Origin of the sequence: Aeromonas sp. 602658 (genome assembly GCF_049173005.1) — a bacterium.
Taxonomy (GTDB): Bacteria; Pseudomonadota; Gammaproteobacteria; order Enterobacterales; family Aeromonadaceae; genus Aeromonas; species Aeromonas veronii_A.
Genome location: NZ_JAAKRF010000034.1, coordinates 23,650 through 44,765, shown reverse-complemented (window position 1 = coordinate 44,765; position 21,116 = coordinate 23,650). Strand labels below are relative to the sequence as shown.

14 protein-coding genes, 3 tRNA genes and 1 pseudogene are annotated in these 21,116 nt (G+C 55.7%); 6 read left to right on the top strand and 12 right to left on the bottom strand.

Annotated elements, in window-relative coordinates; translation table 11 throughout:
• Positions 1–799: pseudogene (locus G5253_RS17470) on the top strand (IS3 family transposase); the annotation flags it as partial.
• Positions 800–948: 149 nt separating this feature from the next.
• On the opposite strand, the gene G5253_RS17465 reads toward G5253_RS17470, so the two are convergent.
• Positions 949–6,147, bottom strand: coding sequence for a RecQ family ATP-dependent DNA helicase (locus tag G5253_RS17465; protein ID WP_266134797.1), 5,199 nt, complete (start codon positions 6,145–6,147; stop codon positions 949–951).
• Between the two features lie 261 nt (positions 6,148–6,408).
• Between G5253_RS17465 and G5253_RS17460 the strand changes: the two genes are divergently transcribed.
• Positions 6,409–7,035, top strand: a complete 627-nt coding sequence (locus G5253_RS17460; RefSeq protein ID WP_266134798.1) for a class I SAM-dependent methyltransferase — start codon at positions 6,409–6,411, stop codon at positions 7,033–7,035.
• A complete protein-coding gene (locus G5253_RS17455) occupies positions 7,019–8,092 on the top strand; it encodes an HNH endonuclease (protein WP_266134799.1) in 1,074 nt (357 codons plus the stop codon). Before G5253_RS17460 ends, G5253_RS17455 begins: the two co-directional genes overlap by 17 nt.
• Before the next feature lie 44 nt (positions 8,093–8,136).
• On the opposite strand, the gene G5253_RS17450 is transcribed toward G5253_RS17455, so the two are convergent.
• Both G5253_RS17450 and G5253_RS17445 read right to left on the bottom strand, forming a co-directional pair.
• Positions 8,137–8,212: transfer RNA gene (locus tag G5253_RS17450), tRNA-Asn, on the bottom strand.
• Positions 8,213–8,214: 2 nt separating this feature from the next.
• A tRNA-Asn gene (locus G5253_RS17445) sits at positions 8,215–8,290 on the bottom strand.
• Between the two features lie 487 nt (positions 8,291–8,777).
• Here G5253_RS17445 and dauA point away from each other — a divergent pair.
• Both dauA and G5253_RS17435 read left to right on the top strand, forming a co-directional pair.
• The gene (dauA, locus tag G5253_RS17440) at positions 8,778–10,514 is read left to right on the top strand and encodes a C4-dicarboxylic acid transporter DauA (RefSeq protein ID WP_069528347.1); all 1,737 of its coding nucleotides are present in this window, start codon (positions 8,778–8,780) and stop codon (positions 10,512–10,514) included.
• 183 nt (positions 10,515–10,697) lie between these two features.
• Positions 10,698–10,785, top strand: a tRNA-Ser gene (locus G5253_RS17435).
• Between the two features lie 360 nt (positions 10,786–11,145).
• Here the strand turns inward: G5253_RS17435 and G5253_RS17430 are convergent.
• The 9 genes from G5253_RS17430 to G5253_RS17390 form a co-directional block, all read right to left on the bottom strand.
• Positions 11,146–11,913: an SDR family NAD(P)-dependent oxidoreductase gene (locus G5253_RS17430; protein ID WP_266134800.1), complete on the bottom strand. Its 768-nt coding sequence runs from the start codon at positions 11,911–11,913 to the stop codon at positions 11,146–11,148.
• Positions 11,914–11,955: 42 nt separating this feature from the next.
• Positions 11,956–12,645 (bottom strand): porin OmpL, encoded by a 690-nt coding sequence (gene ompL, locus G5253_RS17425; protein WP_216953422.1) that lies wholly within the window; start codon positions 12,643–12,645, stop codon positions 11,956–11,958.
• 95 nt (positions 12,646–12,740) lie between these two features.
• On the bottom strand, positions 12,741–13,607 hold the full coding sequence (locus G5253_RS17420; protein ID WP_069556391.1) for an NAD(P)-dependent oxidoreductase: 867 nt from the start codon (positions 13,605–13,607) through the stop codon (positions 12,741–12,743).
• Entirely contained in the window at positions 13,604–14,491 is an 888-nt protein-coding gene (locus tag G5253_RS17415; protein WP_266134801.1) for an SMP-30/gluconolactonase/LRE family protein, read from the bottom strand. The genes G5253_RS17420 and G5253_RS17415 overlap by 4 nt, the downstream gene beginning before the upstream one ends.
• Positions 14,484–15,377 (bottom strand): aldose 1-epimerase, encoded by an 894-nt coding sequence (locus G5253_RS17410; protein WP_266134802.1) that lies wholly within the window; start codon positions 15,375–15,377, stop codon positions 14,484–14,486. Before G5253_RS17410 ends, G5253_RS17415 begins: the two co-directional genes overlap by 8 nt.
• A complete protein-coding gene (locus G5253_RS17405) occupies positions 15,377–16,165 on the bottom strand; it encodes an HpcH/HpaI aldolase family protein (protein WP_266134803.1) in 789 nt (262 codons plus the stop codon). Before G5253_RS17405 ends, G5253_RS17410 begins: the two co-directional genes overlap by 1 nt.
• 11 nt (positions 16,166–16,176) lie before the next feature.
• Positions 16,177–17,931 carry an L-arabinonate dehydratase gene (gene araD, locus G5253_RS17400; RefSeq protein ID WP_266134804.1) on the bottom strand — a complete coding sequence of 585 codons (1,755 nt, stop codon included), beginning with the start codon at positions 17,929–17,931 and terminating at the stop codon, positions 16,177–16,179.
• A 64-nt stretch (positions 17,932–17,995) separates the two neighbouring features.
• Positions 17,996–19,453: a glycoside-pentoside-hexuronide (GPH):cation symporter gene (locus G5253_RS17395; RefSeq protein WP_216953426.1), complete on the bottom strand. Its 1,458-nt coding sequence runs from the start codon at positions 19,451–19,453 to the stop codon at positions 17,996–17,998.
• A 62-nt stretch (positions 19,454–19,515) separates the two neighbouring features.
• Entirely contained in the window at positions 19,516–20,904 is a 1,389-nt protein-coding gene (locus tag G5253_RS17390; protein ID WP_041234289.1) for a glycoside-pentoside-hexuronide (GPH):cation symporter, read from the bottom strand.
• On the opposite strand from G5253_RS17390, the gene G5253_RS17385 reads away from it, so the two are divergent.
• Positions 20,887–21,090: a hypothetical protein gene (locus G5253_RS17385; RefSeq protein ID WP_227342643.1), complete on the top strand. Its 204-nt coding sequence runs from the start codon at positions 20,887–20,889 to the stop codon at positions 21,088–21,090. The two genes, G5253_RS17390 and G5253_RS17385, sit on opposite strands and share 18 nt — an antisense overlap.
• Positions 21,091–21,116: the final 26 nt, after the last annotated feature.

The window sequence follows — 21,116 nt, the reverse complement described above, 5'->3', positions numbered from 1 at the left end:
CTGGTCTGCCGCGCTTTCGATGTTCCCACCTCCTGTTTTTACGATTATCTGGCCCGCAGGCGGGCGATTAACCGTGAACCGCAGGTTGTTCAAAGAAAGCCGGAACTCAGCGGGCAGCCGCGCCTTGATGTCGATGATGCGAGAGTTGGGGTATCAGATTGGCCGATTCAAAGTACGCAACCTGATGAAGGAAGCCGGGCTGGTATCCAAACAGCCGGGCGCACACCGTTATCAAGTGGCACAGTCTGAACGACCGGACATTCCCAATCTGCTGGCCCGGGAATTTGATGTCCAGCAACCCAATCAGGTGTGGTGTAGCGATATCACCTACGTCTGGGCAGGTGGTCGTTGGCATTACCTGGCAGCGGTGCTTGACCTGTACACCCGGCGGGTCGTGGGCTGGGCGATGTCTGATAAACCTGATGCAGAATTGGCAATCAAAGCACTGGAAATGGCCTATCAGCAGCGGGGTTGCCCATCCGGTGTGCTATTTCACTCTGACCAAGGCAGCCAATATGGTAGCCGGGCATTTCGGCAACGAGTGTGGCGCTATCGCATAACCCAGAGCATGAGTCGGCGTGGAAACTGCTGGGATAACGCCCCGATGGAGCGACTGTTCAGAAGCCTGAAGTCAGAGTGGCTCCCGGCTATGGGATACATGAGCATACGGGAGGCAAAGCGGGATATCAGTTATTACCTGATGGATGACTACAACTGGCGGCGTCCACATTGCCACAATAACGGGATACCGCCAGCAAAAGCCGAAAAACGGCCTAACCAAGTGTCCGGATTTAGTTGACCACTACATTATGACCTGAATTGAGGCTATTGGCAGCGACGTGTCGTCAAGTCACCAAGCTTTCAGTATCACCTATTGCAGTACCGGCACAGCTGGTGCTGCAAGTCGTGAAGGTCTATCCCGGTAGCATGGGGGGCTACCAGTTTGGTTCATAACTCCAGCTCGATTATGGGGATCTCCCAACGTTCGCTGCGCATCTTGGGTTGATACTCTTCTTTCTCCTGTTCTTTACGTCGTTCCACCAGAGCAATCACTCGGGCTTCACGGATGCTATTCATGTCGAATTTCCAGGTCTCTTCGCCGAGCAGGGAGAGGCGAGCTATTTCGTGATTCTGGTGATACACATGAAGCTTGTTGTTTTTATCGGGAGCGATACGCACGGCATCGCCAACCTTTATCTGACTGAGCAGGCGGTGGATACGATGAGTCTCGCTACTGCGTCCGGCATAGCCCAACACCAGTTGCGACATACCCATCATGGCGAAGCGGCGTAGTCTGTCCGGTCGGGTTGCGTTAGGTCTCTGCACGTAGCAGTGGGAGGCGATCAGTGGAATATGGGGATTACGTTGATCGTGGCGAGCCATGAGAACCAGCCTTTCGATAGCACGTGTCATCCCCACATAGAAGAGGCGCCGCTCTTCTTCCAGATTACTGGTCGATAGCTCCGCCGCGCGTTGCCAGCCGCCGTCGAGAAGTATCACATGGCGATACTCCTCCCCCTTAACCCCATGTACCGTACTTAACAATACCCCTTTACCGAAGCGGATCTGGCGCTTTTGCTCGCTCAAATACTCGTAGAGGAACATCAGGAAGTGGTGGGCAGAAAGAGCGTGCTCTCCCTGGCTGGCTTGCCATTGAGCAATCAGATCGTGCAGTAGCTCCTCCCAACGGTTGGCCAGTGAGAGTGGAGGGAGAGGGGCTGCAAGTTGCTCCGCTGTCAGCAGGGCATGACCTTGCTGTTGTAGCCAATTCTGATAGCGCAAGATTTCACGGCAGCGATGCACAGGAAAACCGTTCTCTTTATCCAGAGTAAAACGACAGGGAATATCGGCATCTGCCAGCGCCGAGCGAACCCAGGCCAGTTCCTCCTTCTCCAGCCCATTACGGGCCAGCACGGCGATAGATTCCAGCGGGCAAGTGGGAGTCTTCTCACGGATAAGCGCGATATGTCTCACGACCTCGGCTGCCTGTTGGGCGGCATCCTGGCACTGCTGGATGATGACGCGACCCTGTGCTGTCTCCATCCCCTCCCAGTGCCCCCCTGCCACTTCCATCTTGCGCCTGTCGTCGATCTCGATGGGATGTGTACGCTTCATGCGATCCTGATTGTGCTCAATCAGGCGGTTGGAGGTCTCGATGATGTGGGCGGTGGAACGATAGTTCCAGGTCAGGAAGTGAGTCTGGGCGTTGTAGTCTTGCTCAAAGCGGCGAATAAAGCTGACGTTCGCGTCGCGAAAGGCGTAGATCGATTGGTCATCATCACCCACTGCCATCAGGTGCAGTCGCGCTTCTTCATCTTCTTCGCTTTTTCCAACCAGTGCAGCGATCAGTTGGTACTGCTGTTCGTCAATATCCTGGTACTCGTCGACGAGCAGGAATTGCAGACCCCCCAACAGCTTTTCCCGCTGCTCTTCCAACTCTAGACCGAGCTGGCTTTGCTCTCCCCGGAGCAGCTTGATAGCGTCATCAATGATGGTGGTAAAGTCGATATCGTCGGATGTCCGGTTTTGCACCGCATTGCCTGTCAGGCTCATCGCGAGACCGTGAAAGGTGCATACCGAGACCCGTGCTCCGTCACGCCCCAGCAACTCGGTCAGGCGTCGGCGCAGGGACATCGCCGCATTATGGTTGTAACAGAGCAACATGATCCGCGATGGGGAGATCTGCTTGACCCGCATCAGATAGGCGCAGCGGTGAATAATCACCTTGCTCTTGCCTGACCCCGGGCCTGCCAGTACCAGCAAGTTTTGCTCGGGCGGTGCCTGAACGATCTGCTCCTGGGCACGGTTGTGAAGATCTTCGACAATGCGCTTCCAGGAGTGTTCGCTGGTCGCCAGCTCCAGGATTTTGTTGCGCCCTTTGAAGTAGTGACCGAGGAACTTGTCAGCTTCCATGGAGAAGTAGTCTGTTACCAGCTTTTTGGCTTTCTTGAAGTGTTCCAGGCTGATGCGGGCGTATTCATTCATCACATGGATCTGAATCACCTTCTGGCGATAGTGATGCTCAAGCGGCTGATAGTCTGCCTTGTTGTATTGTTGCTGCCGCTCAGCCGTCAGAGTGAGGGTCATGGCGCTTCGGAACACTGCAAGACCATTTTGCAGCACGATGGCGTGTTGCTCATGCAGGTAGAGCAGTGCCCGCTCTGCCCCTTTGAGCAACCACTCCTGCTGGCTGCTTGCCTCCCGCTTGTTCATGAGCTGAGCCACATCCATGTCTTCTCGCAGGTATTTGACCAGTTGCTCCAGGGCAAATGACAGCATCACCTGGCGCTGGACACTCTCTTCGCTGCTTGCCAACAGGGTGTAGAGAAAATAGAGGGTGGCGCCAGTGACGCGATGGCGTTGATCAATTGTCTGCTCAATCTGGAACCAGGTTCGGTTGAAGGTGAGTTGGTAAAGATCCCGAGAGAGATATTTGACATCAATGGAGCCTTTCTCGCCCCCCGAGCGACCATCCTGGGCCCAGCTGGTCAGCAAATTGCGCAGCAAGCCAGGGTTACACCGTTCATGCCCCAGATCTTTGATGGCCTGATTGACCAGTCGAATGTTAAAGATCAGCCCTTGCCCTGTATCAGGTTCGGGCTCTTGTTCACGCAAGGTGTCCAGCATCGCCTTTTCAATACTGTGTACTTGTCCGCAGAGCACCCTGGCATTGTCTCTTCCTTTGGGGCGAAGCCAGGTAGTCAGTAACATCCCCTGAGAGAGAAGACCGACATCCGCCATCTGGGTGAGTACCCGCATCACTTCACTGGCCTGAACACCACTTCCCTTGTCTGCCATGTATTGGCCTGCCTCTTCGGCAATGGCATCGGCACTGAGACCATCATCATCGGCAGCACTCATCAGCGCCTGGATAACAGATTGCCAGATGGCTTTGGCCTTGGGAGCCAGTTTCAGACTGTCTACCCTTTTCATTGCCTCTTCTGTGGAAGCAAACAGAGGGCGCCCCTGAAAAACCTGAGTGATGTTGTCGCTACGTTCCAGATAGCCCGCTCGTTCGAGCCAGGCAATAGCTGTCTTGACCTTGGTATCCGCATTGCTGTCATCGGCAGCGAAGCTGGTTTCCACCTCTGGCTGGTTGATAAGCTCTGCACTGGTGGCGACCAGTGGCGAGTTGTTATCCTGCTTGCCTCCTTTGCTGGCCCTGAGTCTTATTCCGCGCAGGATCTGTTTGATATCGCGCAGGCTGACTTCACTCATGGCCTCGAGCTGGAACTGTTTCTCGATATCCTGTTCATCAAACAGCAGTACGCAGTGAGCTTGTGCTGTATCGCGGCCAGCTCGCCCCGCTTCCTGCAAATAGTTCTCTAGCGAGCCGGGGATATCGGCATGGATGACCAAACGCACATCATCCTTGTCGATCCCCATCCCGAAGGCATTGGTCGCGCAGATGACCCGGATCTCGCCATTGATAAATTGTTCGAGGGTGGTTTTCTTCTGGGCACTGTCCATGCGGGCGTAAAAGCGCGAGACAGGGAGGGATTGTTGCTGACCGAGGAAATCGGCCAGCTCGTCCACGCTGCGCTTGGTTGCGCAGTAGATAACGCAGGAACCGGGCTTTGCCTCACCGAAGAACTGCTCGAGCAGGTTAAGGATATGGCCCTGTTTATTGAGACCGGGGCACTCAACGACGGCATATTCGAGGTTGGTACGTTCAACCCCGCCTTCCAGTCTGAGAAGAGGTCGGGGCTGTTTGTCGAGAAACTGGGCGCAAATATCCTCAATCACATCCGGTTTGGCGGTCGCGGTATAGCAGAAGACAGGAGGCATGGGGACCTGCTGTTCCTTGGCAATTGTGGCGATGGCCTTGGCGCAGTAGAGATAGTCAGGGCGAAAATCATGTCCCCATTTCGACAGGCAGTGCGCTTCGTCAAATACCCAGCCACCGATTTGACGTTGTCGTATTGCTTGTTTGACTGTGCGGTTGCGCAACTGCTCGGGGGAGATATAGAGCAAGGCGATATCCCCCATGCGGATCTGTTCAAGAATCGCGCCTCGCTCTGGTAGCGTCAGCAGCCCCGAGATAGCGGCAACCCCTTCAATACCGGCCTTGTGTTTAAGGTTGTCCACTTGATCTTTCATCAGTGCCTGCAGGGGGGATATCACGACCGTGAGAGCACCGCTTCGCTGGTTACGCACCAGTGCCGGGAGCTGGTAGCAGAGCGACTTGCCACCGCTGGTAGGGAGTATGCCGAGCAGTGCGACGCCAGCCATGGCTTCCTCGATCAAGGTCTTCTGCAATGGCGTCCCATCAGGCAGGTTGCGGAAGTTGTCGAGCTCGAAGATTCGCTGCAGATGGCGGCGTGCATCGTGGTTCTCCTGACAATAGCTGCAGTCAGCATGACCGCAGTGACGTTCACGAACTGTGTGAATGATCTCTGCGGTCTGGGGGAAGCGGCGCCAAATCCAGGGAGGCAGCACAGAGTTGCCGCCGGAAACGGGCAACCAGGCGCAGGCATAAGCCAACGGTAACAGCTGCATAGGTTGACGCAGGGCATCGCCAATCACCCGGTTGAGCTGATTGGGGCACGCTTTCTCATGGGCAATGCTCTTGATGAGAGTGGGTAGCTCCGAGACCCGCACTGGCGGGCGGCCTGTCAGTCTGGCAAACACCAGTGACAGACCCTGAGTGTTAAATTGCGCCATGACTCCCTGGTCGAACAGATATTGATAAAGCTGCAATTGGGACAGGGGTAAGGCTTGTAGTGCTATCAGCTGTTCCGAGAAAATCTGCAATGCGAGCCTTGCATCCGCGACCGGATCATTGAGGGTATCCCGAACCAGTTTGTAATCCTTGACCAAGCGGTGATAGGGGTTTTTGGGAAAGGCAAGGGGAGATAGATAGAGGGTATCTATTACCGGCTTTTCGAGAAGTAACTGAGGGCGTACAGCCTGTTTGGCCAACCAGGGGAGATCAAAATCGAGAATATTGTGACCAAGGATCACATCCGCCCCTTGTGCCAGCGCATTTAACTCCTTGAGTGCGAGATCCTGCGGGCCCTTGAGATTGAGTTCACGACCAGCTAGGAGCGCCCCCAGATGACGGAGTTTTTCATCCCGGGTCAGTTCAAGGTCAAAGGAAAGAATTTTGTCATCCCCAAACAGGGTCACGACATCAGTCGAGTTCATTAATAGCCATCTCCATCTGGCGTTGAACTCTCATGGCGATAATAAGTGCCAAGAGATCAGTGAGTTGGCCGAATATTACCCGAAATGTTGAATGGTGGCATCATTCAGAGCCCTCTGGTCTCAGTTCTTTTGGCTGGCATCCCGTTTTTGTAAATGCCTCTGCCCCCTTAATCGTTCATGTCTGTAAAGTGTCGTCCTTGTCATGGTCAACCCACTGATCTTGTGAGACTATTTCCCTTCCTTCTCCAATCGGAACGCGTTGTGTCCCTCGATTACTACCAGCGCCACGCCACCGAATTGGCGACCCGTTACCAGCAGGTATCTGCTCGCGCTGTTCACGGCGACTGGCTCACTCTGCTGGAACCTTGGTTTTTGGCTGCGCCGCGCAGGTTGCTCGATGTGGGGGCTGGCAGGGGTCGTGATGCCGCGTTTTTAGCCGGGCTCCATCGGGGCCACTGTGTGGTCGCTGTCGAGCCCTGTCAGGCACTCGCTCTACAGGGGCAATGTCATACCCGTGAGGCTGCGGTGACGTGGGTCAATGACGCTATGCCTGCTCTCTCTCGCGTGACGGGCACTTTTGATCTGATTTTGCTCAGTGCTGTCTGGATGCATCTACCCCCGAAGTCTCGTCCCTTGGCGCTGGCACGTCTTCATGAGCTGCTCTCACCAGATGGTTATCTGGTACTGAGTCTGCGCCTGGTTATCTCGGAGCAGGAGATGCGGGAGCGAGCCATGTATCCGGTAGCTGTCGATGAAGTGGAGCGGCTTGCATTGGAGGGGGGGATGACACTGCTCCATGTGTCAGAACCACAGGGGGATGCCTTGGCGCGTAGCGGCTTGAGTTGGCAGAGTCTGATCCTTGGGGGCGAACATGCACGCTTCCCCTGAGCAGCAACTCTCTTTTATTGCCTATCTGCAGCGCATCTTTACCGAAGGCGACTTTGTTGCCACTTACAAGTGCGCCTTGCTTCACGGGATTGCAGATATCGCACTTGAGCGCAGTACCGAGACCCATGAGCTGATGGCGGCGCGCACTATTACGCTGGACGAACTGGCCACCAAGTTTGTGGAGCTCTATTGGCAGCACAGTCTGCCCTACTCGGCGACGGGAGAAACGGCCACCTTGCTCAAACAGAGCAGCGGTCGTCAGGCCATCATGCTGACGGAGTTGTCCCGGCTGCGTGAAGAGGGGGTCCGCTCGGTAACTGCACTGCGTCGTCACGACGCCTGGCGGCCTCTTCTTGCCCGAGTTCGGCGCATCCTTGTTGAGGGACCCTTGTGGCGTCTGCAGATCCTGGGTGGGCGAGAGGAGTGCCACCTCTATCCGCACCAAAGGGGCGCGGATCATATCTGCCTTAACCCCGGCATTCTCTACTGTCTCCACCGCTTTTACGATCTGGTGGTCTCCCTCTCCCGACAGCATTGGTTACAGCTTATCTGCGACATCAAGGGGAATCAGCCACTGATTGGCCCCAGTGTGGGGCTGGAGAATTTTCTCTTTGGTTCAAGCCGTCAGGCGCTGGGGCGAGTGGGGGAGGTTTTGAGGGACTTGCAGGCGGGAACCTGTTTTTACTGTAACAAGGCGATACACGGGAATGGCGAGGTAGACCATTTCATCCCCTGGCGTCGTTATCCAATCGATTTGGGCCACAACTTCGTACTGGCACACGCCAACTGTAACCGGAGCAAACGGGATTTTCTCGCCGCTCCCGAGCACAGGGATGCCTGGTACGAGCAGAATATCCTGACTCACGGGGCGTACCTCACTGACGAGCTGGCCCCTCTGGTGAGCGTCGACGCCGTGCGTTCTACCGCCATCGCCACTTGGGCCTATCAGCAAGCACTCCGTGAGCATGCTAGGTTGTGGCGTGGTATTGACCTGTTTGTGGACGTGACAGCCCCCAGTGTGGGGATGAGTAATCTAGGCTTCTCTAGACTCTTCTGAGGCAGATACGAAAAAGCCCAGCCAAAAGGCTGGGCTTTAGAATTTGGCTCCCTCGACAGGACTTGAACCTGTGACATACGGATTAACAGTCCGCCGTTCTACCGACTGAACTACGAGGGAATTGGCTCCTCCTACTGGACTTGAACCAGTGACATACGGATTAACAGTCCGCCGTTCTACCGACTGAACTAAGGAGGAATTGCCTGTCTCGTTAAGACGGGGCGAATATTAATGACCAGGGCGGCGGGTGTCAACCCGCGAATTTCTCGAAAACCGGATTTTCGGACTGTTTGCCCAAAAGTTGCGCTTTGCGGTTTATTTTCAGCACAATCAGTCCCTTGCCACCGCTCCCCCCAACCGGCGCAGGGGGCATTGGTTCGGTTCGCATCAACCTGATGATGACAGCATGATGTCGCGAACGTGCTGGTAACCAGGTGAGGCTCAAATGGTAATCTTTGTGGCTAAAAGGGGGAGAGCTGGAGTCAAGATCGGCGATTTGGCGGTAAATGGGCCAAATCATGGGGCAGAGTGCTTTTCATTGATCCTGCCCATCGAAAAAATGACCCGTCTGGAGTAAGGTTACGCAGGATACCATCGCCGCGTCGACAGCCCTGCCGGCCCTTGATGATGATCGGGCGCCGGATCTCTCCGGCCTTTATCTCCCTCTTCTGGTATTACGATATACATGCACAAGCAAGCCTCTTTAAATAGCGTGAAGCTCGCCATAGCCTTACGCCAGTCCTGTATTGATGAACCCTACAGCATGGCCCGCTTCGGCCGTGATCTTATCGCCGGTGTGACGGTGGGCATCATCGCCATCCCGCTCGCCATGGCACTGGCCATCGCCAGCGGTGTGCCACCGCAACACGGTCTCTATACCGCCATCATTGCCGGAATCGTGATCGCCGTGACCGGTGGCTCCCGCTACTCCATCTCCGGCCCGACCGCTGCCTTTGTGGTGATCCTCTATCCGGTCGCCCAGCAGTTCGGGGTTGGCGGTCTGTTGATGGCGACGCTCATCTCAGGCCTCTTTCTGGTGGCGATGGGGATGGCCCGTCTTGGCCGCCTTATCGAGTACATTCCCCCGTCAGTGACGCTGGGCTTTACCGGTGGTATCGCCATCGTGATCGCCACCTTGCAGATCAAGGACTTCTTCGGCCTGAGCGTGCCCGAGATGCCGGAAACCTATCTGGGCAAGGTCGAAGCGCTGGCCGCTGCCCTGCCAAGCTGGCAGTGGGGCGATACCCTGGTGGGGGTCGCAACACTGGCCGTGCTGCTGCTCTGGCCACGCCTGCGTCTGCCTGTGCCCGGCCACTTGCCCGCGGTGCTGGTCGGGGTAGGTCTGGGTTTTGGCCTCCATTACTTTGGGGTGGATGTGGCCACCATCGGCAGCAAGTTCAGCTATACCCTGGCCGATGGCACCCAGGGGATGGGGATCCCGCCCATCGCGCCGACCCTGGTGATGCCCTGGGCCTTGCCCGGACCTGATGGCTTGCCAGTTGAATGGAACCTGGCGGCTGTTGAGCGGCTGCTGCCTGCCGCCTTCTCCATGGCGATGCTGGGGGCGATCGAGTCGCTGCTCTGCGCTGTGGTGCTCGATGGCATGACCGGTCGCAAACACAGCTCCAACGCCGAGCTGGTGGGGCAGGGGCTTGGCAATATCTTCGCCCCCTTCTTTGGCGGCATTACCGCTACCGCCGCTATCGCTCGCTCTGCCGCCAACGTGCGTGCCGGTGCTACGTCCCCCATCTCGGGGATCGTCCATGCGCTGGTGGTGCTGGCCGCCATTCTGGTGCTGGCCCCCTGGCTCTCCTGGTTGCCGCTCTCGGCCATGGCTGCCTTGCTGCTCATCGTGGCCTGGAACATGAGTGAAGCGCACAAGGTGGTGGAGCTGATCCGTCGCGCTCCCAAATCCGATGTGCTGGTGCTGCTGGTCTGCCTGTCACTCACCGTCATTTTCGACATGGTCATCGCCATCACCTTCGGGGTGATCCTGGCCTCCCTGCTCTTTATGCGTGAAATCGCCAAGATGACCAAACTGCACGATTTGGCCGAGCACAAGCGCTATGCCCACGAGGTGCCGGACAACGGCCTGCTCTACAAGATCAACGGCCCGCTCTTCTTTGCCGCGGCCGAACGGGTCTTTGCCGAGCTGGAAGCGCAAGTGAAAGGGCACCAGGTGCTGGTGTTGCAGATGGAGGCGGTTTCCATCCTCGATGCGGGCGGCCTGTCTGCCTTCCTCCACTTTGGCAAGCAGATGGCCAAAGCCGGGGTCGAGTTGCGGGTGGCCGAGTTGCAGTTCCAACCGCTCAAGACCCTGGCCCGTGCCAAGGTGCGGCCGCAGCCCGGCAAGCTGGAATTCTACGGCTCGCTGGAAGAGGCGCTCAAAGGTGAACATTTGCACGAAGCGGCAGTAAATTGATTGAAAGGGATACGAAACGGCATATTTTTGGTCACTTGGTTCGGATATTGAGCAAACGAACGCAAAAAGTAAAAAATTGCATTGACCAAAAGCCATCGTATCCCTTACATTACGCCCCGTCGCCGCGGCATGGTCCGCCAGCGAATGTGCAGCTCAAGCACATAAAACAGTGAGCAAAAATTTGGTGAGGTGTCCGAGTGGCTGAAGGAGCACGCCTGGAAAGTGTGTATACGGCAACGTATCGAGGGTTCGAATCCCTCCCTCACCGCCAAACAGTAAACCCCTGCTTTAGAGCAGGGGTTTTTCTTTATGCATGATTTATTATGCGCCCCGACTATTTCAACTGTTGGTGGTTTGCATGTCAGTTGATCGCATCATTCTGAAGATGGTGGGATCTTCTTCCGGTACCCTCAGATGTAAGAGAGGGTCATGGAGACCACTCTTGCTCGGATTAATGGCGTTTTCCCCATTTGCATCGAGACCTGTCCCATCTAGCCAAGCGCGTATCTATAAAAACAAGCAATATCTGCAGCATTTGCCTCTTCTGGATTGCCCAGCATGGTTGAATGCCATGCCAGCCAGATATTGCTCAAACCTCATCATTTCAAGCAGACAGCCTTGGGACAGAGCCCTAGTTCAGAGTAAGCCCTGCATCAACAATGAAATCTTGGCCGGTACAGCCATTGGATTCGTCAGACCCCAGGAAGAGGGCCATGCGAGCACAATGTGAGCCATCGAGACGGAATTTGAGAGCTTGCAGTTCGACAAACTGGTTCACCGCGGCAGGGTCGAGTTGCGCCCACATCGCATCCTGTTTGGGGGTGCGGATTGCGCCTGGTACCAGGCTGTTAACCCGAATGCCTCTCGCGCCCAACTCCTGCGCCAGGGTACGGGTAAAACCATGGATGGCGGCTTTTGACAGGGAGTAGCAGACTCTCCCGGGGCGGCCCCGCATCCAGTTGATGGAGCCCATATTGATGATGCTGCCGCTCCCTTTTTGCTCCATGCCTGGCAGCACGGCTTGGATCGCAAACAACTGGTGACGCAGATTGATATTGATGCGGTTTTCGAAATACTCCTCGGTCAGATCCTCAATTTTATGGTGATCATCGCTGCCCGCGTTGTTGATCAGGATATCGACACTGCCCAGCTGTTGTTCAATGGTCGTAAAACACGCTTTGAGCAGAGTCAGGTCGGTGACATCGCAAAACAGAAACAGGCAGCCGAGCTCATGCGCGAGTGCTTCGCCTGCTGATTTATCAAAATCGAGGAAGGCGACTTTGGCACCTTGGCTGACAAATGCGCGCACCAACTCTTCGCCAATGCCACTGGCGCCACCTGTGATAACGGCGACCTTGCCGGCAATAGAGTGATATTGTACTTGCTGGGAATAGTTCATAACTGCTCTCCGTGAGTCATAGATTGAATTCATCTGGCAACATTAGAAAAAGTATTTAACACCAATACGGATCCGGTATGCCTCTGCATCATAGGCAATATTTCTATCGTACCACTGTAATTCCAGATAAGGCATCCATTGTGGATTGATTCGATAGCGGGTTTGACTGGTTAGCTCCCAGTGATGATCTTTCCCATTAGCACTGTTGAAATTATTAACGCGAGAAAAATAGTGCGATTCAAAAGTATGGGTCAAAGCTGGCGTTATTTTATTGACAATATACAGTGCGTATTCATTGGTATCGTTATTATCGCCATAACCATCAAGATCCGTAGTTAGATAATTTTGATGATTGTAACGGTATCGTGCAATAACGGAAAAGTTATCGGTAAAGTTGTACTTTCCATCCAGATACGCAGAGCCACCAGAGCCAGAGCTAGAGGAGTTAACCAAACCACCGGCATTGACCGAGAGTTTAGTGGTTAAATTTAATAGCGGATACCACCCTTCAATTTCGTTATAACTGTGCTTTAGCTTGTCTAGTTTATCGGTATTATACGCATTGCTGGCCATAATACCCGCACCAGATTCCCAGTTATAGCCGAGTCGCAACAATAACTCATGTTGGTCGGTAGCAAAGTTAAATGCCTCACGGCTTTCAAAATAACCGCCCGCGAAAGCTGCGTTGCAGCATATAAGAGGGATTAAGCATATTTTGGGGTGGATACGCATAGTGATTGACTCGCCAATGGTAAGTTGATATTAAATCGTACAGCGATTGGCATGAGGTAAATTAATTACCTCATGCGATGGTTTTTATCAGCCAGCTATTGAATGTTTTGCTTTACCAACTTATAAGTGGCACAGAAATCCTCACGGCCCAAACCGTTATTCAGGCCTTGCTGGTAAATGTTATTCACCAATTCGACTCCGGGCAGGGTCAGCGCTTCTTCTCCCATGAGGTTCTTCATAATGCCGATATCTTTGGCCATGTTCTCCAGCGAGAAGACAGTGTTGTAGTTCTCGGCGATCAGGGCACCTATCTTGCTGGTCAGATAGAAGTTGCTGCCGCCACCGTAAGAGACGGCGGTGTTGAAGCTCTCTTTATCGATGCCGAAATGATCGGCGGTGGCCAGCATTTCGTTGACACTGTTCTGAATTTGGGCGACCAAGGTGTTGTGCAGCACCTTCATGATCAAACCACGGCCGTTGCCCCCCAGGTGGATCTGGTTGCTGCCCATCATGGCTAGCAATGGCTTGACCTTTTTGTAGGCGGACAGGTCGCCACCTATGTAGATCCCGAGCTCGGCAGCCACGGCGGCAGGGACGGATTTGACCACGGGCGCATCGAGCATCACGGCACCGGTTTCTGCTACCTGGCGGGATAAGGCGATTGACACTGCCGGGTCAATGGTGGACATGTCGATGGTGATCTTGCCGGGGCCAAGGTGTGGCAGCAGTTCGGTATAGACCGCTTTGACGTGTTCGGAGCGCGGTACCATGGAGATGATCACATCCGCATCGGCTGCCAACCTGGCAATGGAAGGGGAGGCGATGGCCCCTGCATCGACCACACGGGCGACAGCCTCCTGATTGATATCGAATACCAACACATTGCCATCAAATTTTTTGACGATGTTCTTTGACATCGCTTCGCCCATCAGACCAAGACCGATAAAGCCGATAGTTTTCATCCGTTGTTTTCCTTAAATGTGGGTTTAGCAAGACCGGCGATGTCAACACGCATGCTGAACAGCGCACCTGAGAGCGGACGTGCTGCCAGTTCGGCGACGTCCATATTTTCGCGAGTGGTAGTGATGAAGAGGGTCTTCATGTCCTCACCACCAAAACAGACCATGGTGGGGCAACGTACCGGCAAGGGATATTCGGCCAGCAATACCCCCTCTGCAGAGAAGCGGGCGATACGATGGCCATCAAACAGGGCGCTCCAGTAGCATCCTTCGACATCGATTGCAGCCCCATCCGGGCGCCCTTCGTCGGCGCGGGCTGCAAACTCGCGCAGCAGTTGCCGTTGACCGAGTGAACCGTCGCGGGCCAACGGAGTGCGATAAAGGCGGCGGTTGGGGGTATCAGTGGTGTACATCCAGCGCATGTCTGGGCTGAATGCCAAGCCATTGGCTCCCAGAATGTCGCACTGGATCACCGACATCTGCAGCTCGGCATCAACCCGGCATAGCAGGGCGCCGTTGTAATCTCGTGGGCTCCAGTAAGTGCCCGCATAGAAACGACCCGCCTGATCGGTACCGCCATCATTAAAACGGGCCAGCGCTGGGTTATTGGGGTTATCGGCGACTTTACGCTCAATTTTCCCGTGTTGATCACACAGATAGATCCCGGTGCGCATCGCTGCGATAAAGCCACCCTGTTCGCGCAGGGCAAAACAGCCCACTTCTTCGGGGAAGGGGATTGTCGTCATGGCGCCGCTTTCGGGGTGATAGCGGTGCAGGCAACGCTCGAGAATATCGGTCCAGTAGAGCGCCTGTTCATCAGTGCTCCAGGTCGGGCACTCGGGCAGATGGCCGCGGTAGTCGGCCAGTAGCAGAGCAGGATTAGGCATAGTGAGAAACCTCAAGCAGCATGGAGATCTGCAACTGCCCATTGGCTGGCACAGTGGCCATGGCCAGCGCAGGGTCACCAAAGCCACCGTTGTTGATGGCATCATTGATATGAGAAACCGGCTCGATGGCGATGAAGTTACGATCGGCGGGCGGCAGAAACAGGATGGCGTGAGGCGCATCGGGTGAGCTCAGGGTCACCATCAGCTTCTCATCTGGCCAGCGCACCCGTGCACAGCCACTCCAGTGATGGAAGCAGTTATCGACACTGGCGGGTTCAGGTTTGCGCCAAGTGCGATAGTTCCATTGGGTCGGTACTGGCGCGAGACCAGTAGGCAGGGACTTGTGGTCGTTGAGTACCACACCGCCTGCGTCGAACTGGATCTCGGCGTGCGCCGCACGGGGAAAATAGGGGTGAAAGCCCAGCCCAGCCGGGACAGCGTGATCGGCCAGATTGTGGTAAGTGAGTACCATATGCAGCGTATTCTCTTGCAGGGTAAAGCGCTGAGTTGCCCGATAAGGCCAGGGCCATTGCGCCGCGGATGCTCCCTGTGCATCATGGTGCAGGGTCAGCACGACAGAGTCATCATCTGCATCCCCTTCTTGCCATGGCTGCTGCCAGCCGTTGCCATGAATTGAGTGGGGATGATCGCCAAAGTTACGCAGCAGGGCGTAATCACATCCGGCGAAGTGAAACCGTCCATGAGCGATACGGTTGGAGTAAGGTACCAGGGGAAAACAGCCCCCCTGGTTGACCGTGACGTTCTGACCATCGGGCAGGGAGCGCAAGATCTCCCTGCCATGCCAGGTCAGTTTGCCGATAGCGCCACCAAGCTCGGGGATGAGCTCCAGATCAAGCGGGCCGCTTTGGCGGTGAAGCCTCTTCATCAGTAAACCTCGCCACCGGATATGCTCAGACGTTCCCCCCGGATCGCGGCGAGCTGTTCACGGGCGCGAGCCAGCAGGTAACTCATGTCGGAGCCGAGCGCCACGAAGCTAAAACCCATCTCTTGATATTTGTTCACCAGCTCGGGGTTGCCACCGACGATCCCGCAAGGCAATCCCAAGCGCTGGCACTTCTCCAGCCCTTCACGGATCTTGGCTTGCACCTCGGGGTGAGAGGGATTGCCAATATGGCCCATGGCTGCGCTCATATCGCCGGGGCCGATAAAGAAGCCGGTCACTCCTTCAATGGCCATCTCTTCCATGGCATCAATGGCGTCAGGGGTCTCAATTTGCAGGATAAGGCAGAGCTCTGCCCGGGCTTTACGCACGAATTCGGGTTCGGCACCGTAACCGGACGCACGATGCACCGCGGCAAAGCCGCGTTTGCCTAGGGGAGGGTAGTAGGCCGCCTCTACCGCTTTGCGGGCTTCTGCTGCACTGTTGACAAACGGCACCATCAGCGACGTTGCACCGCCATCAAGCGCCCGTTTGATCAACACAGTGTCGTTCCAGGCCAGGCGGTAGAGTGGGGTGGTGGCCGGGTTGCTGGCACGAATGGCGCGATCGATACGGATCGCATCCAGGCTATCGACCGGCACATGTTCCTGGTCCAGCACCAAGAAATCGAAACCGACAGTCGCCATGGCTTCCGCCACCGTATCGCTGCCAGTCATCATCCAGGTGCCCAGTGGGCGTGGACCTTGAGTAATCGCAAGTTTGAACGGATTCATTGTTTGCTCCTTTAGAAAATCGGGGGCTCGGGCACTTTGCTGCCAGCCTGGAGGAAATCGAAGTCACAGCCCTGATCGGCCTGGGTCACATGTTGTTGATAGAGTGCGGCATAAGAGCGTTCATAAACTTTGTGTACCGGTTTGAGCGTGCGGCGGCGCTCGGCCAGCTCTTCATCACTGACCATCATGTTGAGGCGGCCATTGGCGATATCGAGCTCGATGAGGTCACCGGTACGTACCAGTGCCAGTGGGCCACCAATGGCCGCTTCAGGGGCAACGTGCAGGATACAGGTGCCATAGTGAGTACCGGACATGCGGGCATCGCTAATCCGCACCATGTCAGTGACGCCTTGTTGCAGCAGCTTTTTCGGGATCGGCAGGTTGCCCCACTCCGGCATGCCCGGCGCGCCGACCGGGCCGGCATTGCGCAGGATAATCACTGATTCCTTGGTTACCTCCAGGGCGGGGTCATCGATGCGATCCGAGAGCTCTTGATGGCTGTCGAAGACGATGGCAGGGCCCTTGTGGTGGCGCAGTTCGGGTTTAGCGGCAGATGATTTCATCACAGCCCCGTTGGGACACAGATTGCCGCGCAATACTGTCAATGCACATCCACGGGAGAGCGGTACCACAGGGTTATCTAGCGAGCGGATCACGTTGTCGTCATAACAGGTCGCGTTGGCAATCCACTGTGCAACGGGACGATTGGTGACCCCGATCGCATCGAGGTGGAGGAATGACTCCACCTTTTTCAGCTGGGCCATCAGACCGCCGGCGAAGAAGAACTCCTCCATCAACTGATCACCAGAGGGAAACAGATTGGCCAGCACAGGGACTTCCCGTGCCACCGACTCCATGTCTTCCAGAGTGAGGTTGATGCCCGCCCGGTTGGCCATCGCAATCATGTGGATCGCGGCATTGGTGGAGCCGCCGAGCGCCATGTAGGCCACTACGCCATTGAGGAAGTTGGCTCGGGCCAGCCAGCGGGAAGGTTTGTGATCATGCCACACCATGTCGACGATGATTTGGCCGCATTGGGCTGCCATCTGGACGTGTCGCGAGTCAGCGGCGGGGATGGAGCTGGCCCCCGGCAACATAAAGCCCATGGCATCGGCGATGGAGGTCATGGTGGATGCTGTGCCCATGGTATTGCAGGTGCCGATGGAGCGAGTCATCGCCCCCTCCAGCTCGATCCAGTCATGCTGGGTAATGGCCCCCAAGCGCAATTGATCCCAGAACTTCTTGGTATGGGTACCGGCACCGGTGACATGACCGCGCCATTTGCCGCTCGACATGGGGCCGGCGGGGCAGAAGATCACTGGCAAGTCCATCGAAATGGCGCCCATCAGCAGGGCTGGCGTGGATTTGTCGCAACCGCCGAGCAGCACAGCCCCATCGATCGGATGCTGGCGCAGCAGCTCTTCTGCCTCCATCGCAAGAAAGTTGCGATAGAGCATGGTGGTCGGCTTGACCAATACTTCCCCGACCGACAGCGCGGGCAATTCAACGGGGTAGCCTCCGGCGGCCCAGACGGCTCGCTTGACGGCCTCGGCGCGCTCACGCAGGTGGCTATGGCAGGGGCTCATTTCACTCCAGGTATTGATGATCCCGATCACGGGCTTGCCCATGAATTCGTCGCGGTTCAAGCCACTTTGCTGACTGCGCTGACGGTGAGCGAAGGCACGGATGGTGTCGGGGGCATACCAGCGTTGGCTACGCAGCGCCGAGATATCGAGCTTGGCCAGGTTTTCACTGTTGAATGACATAGGAATAGCGCTCTCTTTGTCTGATTTGATTAAGGATTAATTCAATAAAAACAGTATGTTAAATTCAGCCATTCTGACCTGCGCGAAGAGGATGGCTGTCAGGCGATGGAGTAGATTGCTCATTTATCCGGTGATGGGGTCTCCGGGGAGAAGCAAGGGCATGGCGTTGTGCCAGCTCACGGACGATCTGTTGATAGCGGGCATCAGTGAGCGGGTAGAACAGCAACATCAAGGCTGCAGCGCAAATCAGGGCGCAGATCGGGTAGAGAAACATCAGATTGGCGATGCTGCTTTGGGTCTCGGTGCTTTGCGTCGCGTTGGGAACATAGCCTGACCATGCCAGCACCAGCCCGGGAATGAGGCCCGCAAGCGCGGCCGAGCATTTGCGGCAGAAGGTCAGACTGCAGTAGACCAGCCCCTCGGTGCGGATGCCGGTTTTCCATTCCCCATACTCGACGGTGTCAGAGATGAACGCCCAGTTGAGACTGTTGACGAAAGCGGATCCCCACAGGGCCAGGGAGGTGAAGAGGATGTAATCGAGAGCACTCTCGCTGTAGAGGTAGTTGAGCAGGTCACCGCATATCCACACGCCAATGCCGGCCAGATAGACAGGCAGTTTGCCAAAACGGTGCACGGCAAAGGGGACCAGCAATACACCCAGGTAGATACACCCTATGCTGATGAAGCTCATGTAGGCGATCATCGATACGTCGCCAATCACATATTGGGCGTAAAAAACCTGAACAATCAGCTTGGTGTTGAACGCTGCTAGCGTCAGCAGATTGGCCAGCGCCAGGATGCCCAGCGGACGGTTTGCCAGCACGGCCCGTGCGTTGGTTTGTACTGCCGAAAACCCCGATTCGTTGACAACCGATGGCAGCACATGGCGTTCACGAACTCTGCTGTAGCAAAAGAGTACTGCTGCTGCCCCCATGACCGAATAAATCAGTACCGCAACGCTATAGCCGACCTGTGGTTTGTCAAACAGCAATACCAGCGGCATGAACCCCACCGAGCAGAGCAGTAATCCGGTATTGGCTCCGCCCTGGCGCCAGGCGGCGAGCTCGGCTCGGTCCTGGAGTCGCTTGGTGAGGGCCGGGACCATGGCGCCATAGGAGGCATTGCCAAAACTGTAAAAGGCACCAAACATCATGAACAGCAGGGTAAACAGTACTGTTTTAGCGATGACCGGGAGCTCAACGCTGGTAAACAGGGCGGTGTTGATAAGAGCCAGTGGCACTATGGTCCAGAGCAGGAAGGGGCGAAATTTACCTCTGGGGCCGAGCTCGGAACGATTATCCAGCACGCTGCCGGTCACCAGATCGGTGCAGGCGGTAAAGAACTTCGAAACCAGAAAGATTGCTCCGGCCCATGCTGCCGGAATGGCTGCCACATCGGTCAGGAAGATCAGCAAATAGAGAGTTGTGCAGTTGAGCAGGAAGTTATAGCCGAGATCACCCACTCCGTAGGCCATCTTTTCCTGCCATGCCAGACGGTCACTTGCCACATTGCGATATGTCATGGGATCACATCCTTGAAGAGAGCAACAGCGTGGCCAGCACGCCGCTGCCAGTTGCATGAGAGTCAGCTTTGGGTGGTCGCCACACGGCGGGCACCAAGGCTGGCGATGATCTCTTGATAGCGCTGCTCGTTGAGGGTGTAGAAGAGGGCCATCACCAGTGCCGTTACGATGGCCAGGCTTGCCGGGTAGATGAAAATCAGTCCGGTGATCCCGGCTTTGGCGGCATCGGTTTGCTCCACATTGGGCATGTAGCCAACCAGTGCCAGAGCAAACCCGGGGACGAACCCTGCGATAGCTTGCGAACACTTTCTAAAGAAGGTCATGCCGCAGTAGACCAAGCCTTCGGTACGGGTACCGGTTTTCCACTCACCGTACTCAACGGTATCTGAGACAAACGCCCAGTTAAGGCTGTTGACGAAAGAGGTGCCAAAGAACGCCAGCGAGGTGAACAGCACGTAACTCATGACGGTGCCACCGAACAGGTAGTTGGCAATGTCGCCGGAGATCCACAGGCACAATCCGGCCAGATAGACAGGTTTTTTGCCAAAGCGGCGTACCAGCGCAGGCACAGACAACACCCCGAGGTAGATGCACCCCATGCTGACAAAGCTCATGTAAGAGACCATGGAGACATCACCCAGAATGTACTGGGCGTAGAAGACCTGCACGGTGAGTTTGACGTTGAATGCGGAGAGGGTCAGCAGGTTGGCTACTGCCAGCACCAGCAACTGGTTGTTCTTGAGTACCGCCTTGAGCCCCTCCTTGATGGTGGGCTTCTCGACTATCTGGTCAGGGTCATTACCTATGATGGTGTGGTGTTCTTTGACGTTGAGGTAGCAAAAGAGCACCGCCGCCAAGCCGACCGAGGTGTAGGCCAGGGCTGCCACCATGTAGCCGGTCTCCTGGGATTCAAACAACATGGCGATGGGCATGAAACCGACGGTGGCTAACAACAGGCCGGTGTTGGCTCCGCCCTGACGCCATGCTGCCAGCTCTGCGCGATCCTGAACATTTTTGGTCATAGAGGGCACCATGGCGCCATAGCTGGCATTGCCCAAGCTAAAGAACAGGCCAAAGGCCATAAAGCAGACGATGAACAGGGTGGTCTTGGTCTCGCTGTCGAGCTCAAAATTACAAAACAGCAACATATTGCAGACAAACAGGGGCACTATGGTCCAGAGCAGCATCGGACGAAACTTGCCGCGAGGTCCGAAGCTCTTGCGGGTGTCGAGGAAAATGCCGGTGCCCAGGTCGGTGAAGCCGGTGAACACTTTCGCCACCAAAAAGATGACGCCTGCCCACGCCGCATTGATACCTGCTACATCGGTCAGAAATTTAAGCAGGTAGAGGGTGGTGATATTCAATACAAAGTTGTAACCAAAATCGCCGACGCCATAGGCAAGTTTTTCCCTAAAAGGCAGTCTGCTTTCGATATGCGCCTGAACAACCATTTTATTCTCCATAGTGTGGAATCCATCCGGCAGCCCAATAATCGTAGCGATGCGATTATTGGCGCAAGTGTGATTGTTGAAAAGTGGGATCCAGATCGAGAGATTGCGCTGGTGGTTAAGGATTCTCTTACAAATAGTGCTTGCAAGCGAGCTAAACGTTTTCATGTGGCGGGTGTTGATTGGTGATCGAGATCGCTGTTTGGGTTTTACGC